The organism is Mycobacterium sp. 1274761.0 (genome assembly GCF_001668615.1).
GTDB lineage: Bacteria > Actinomycetota > Actinomycetes > Mycobacteriales > Mycobacteriaceae > Mycobacterium.
Genome location: NZ_LZMC01000087.1, coordinates 1 through 660, shown reverse-complemented (window position 1 = coordinate 660; position 660 = coordinate 1). Strand labels below are relative to the sequence as shown.

The 660-nt window shown below is 68.5% G+C and carries 1 protein-coding gene; it reads right to left on the bottom strand.

Annotated features, from left to right (window positions below; translation table 11 throughout):
• Positions 1-660: AMP-binding protein (locus A5651_RS18275; protein ID WP_156663057.1), on the bottom strand; the 660-nt coding region annotated here is incomplete at both ends.

The following is a 660-nucleotide window of genomic DNA, read 5'->3' as shown; positions in this document are numbered from 1 at the left end:
CCTTTGGGGGTGCCGGTGGTGCCTGAGGTGTAGATCAGGTAGGCGAGATTGTCGGCAGCCGGTTCGGGTAGCGGTGTGGAAGGTTGGGCGGCGATGGCGGGGTCGTTGATAGCGATGACTGGTAGGTCGTGGCCGGCGAGTCGATGGGAGAGTCCGGTGGTCGTGATCGCCGCGGTCGGGGCGGCGTCGGCGAGCATGAACCCGATCCGGGTGTCGGGGTGGGCGGGGTCCATGGGTAGGTAGGCCGCGCCGGTTTTGAGCACCGCCAGGATCGCCACGATGGCCTCGGCGGACCGCTCGAACAGCAGTGCCACGTTCTCGCCGGGACCCACGCCGTGGCCGGCTAATAGGTGGGCCAACCGGTTGGCGGTCTCGTCGAGTTGTCGGTAGGTCATCGAGCGGTCGCCGCAGGTGATTGCTACGGCTTGGGGTGTGCGGGTCACCTGGGCGGTGAACAACGCCGGGATCGACGCCGAGGTGGTGGCGGGCCGGGTCAGGACCGCGTGGTTGCCCCACTCGTCCAGCCGGGTGTGTTCGTCGGCGTCGAGGAGGTCGACCGCCGAGAGCCGCCTCGTCGGGTCGGTGGTCAACGCGATTAGCACCCGCTGCAACCGCGCTACCAGGGTGTGGATGGTGTCGGGGTTGTAGACGTCGGTGCGG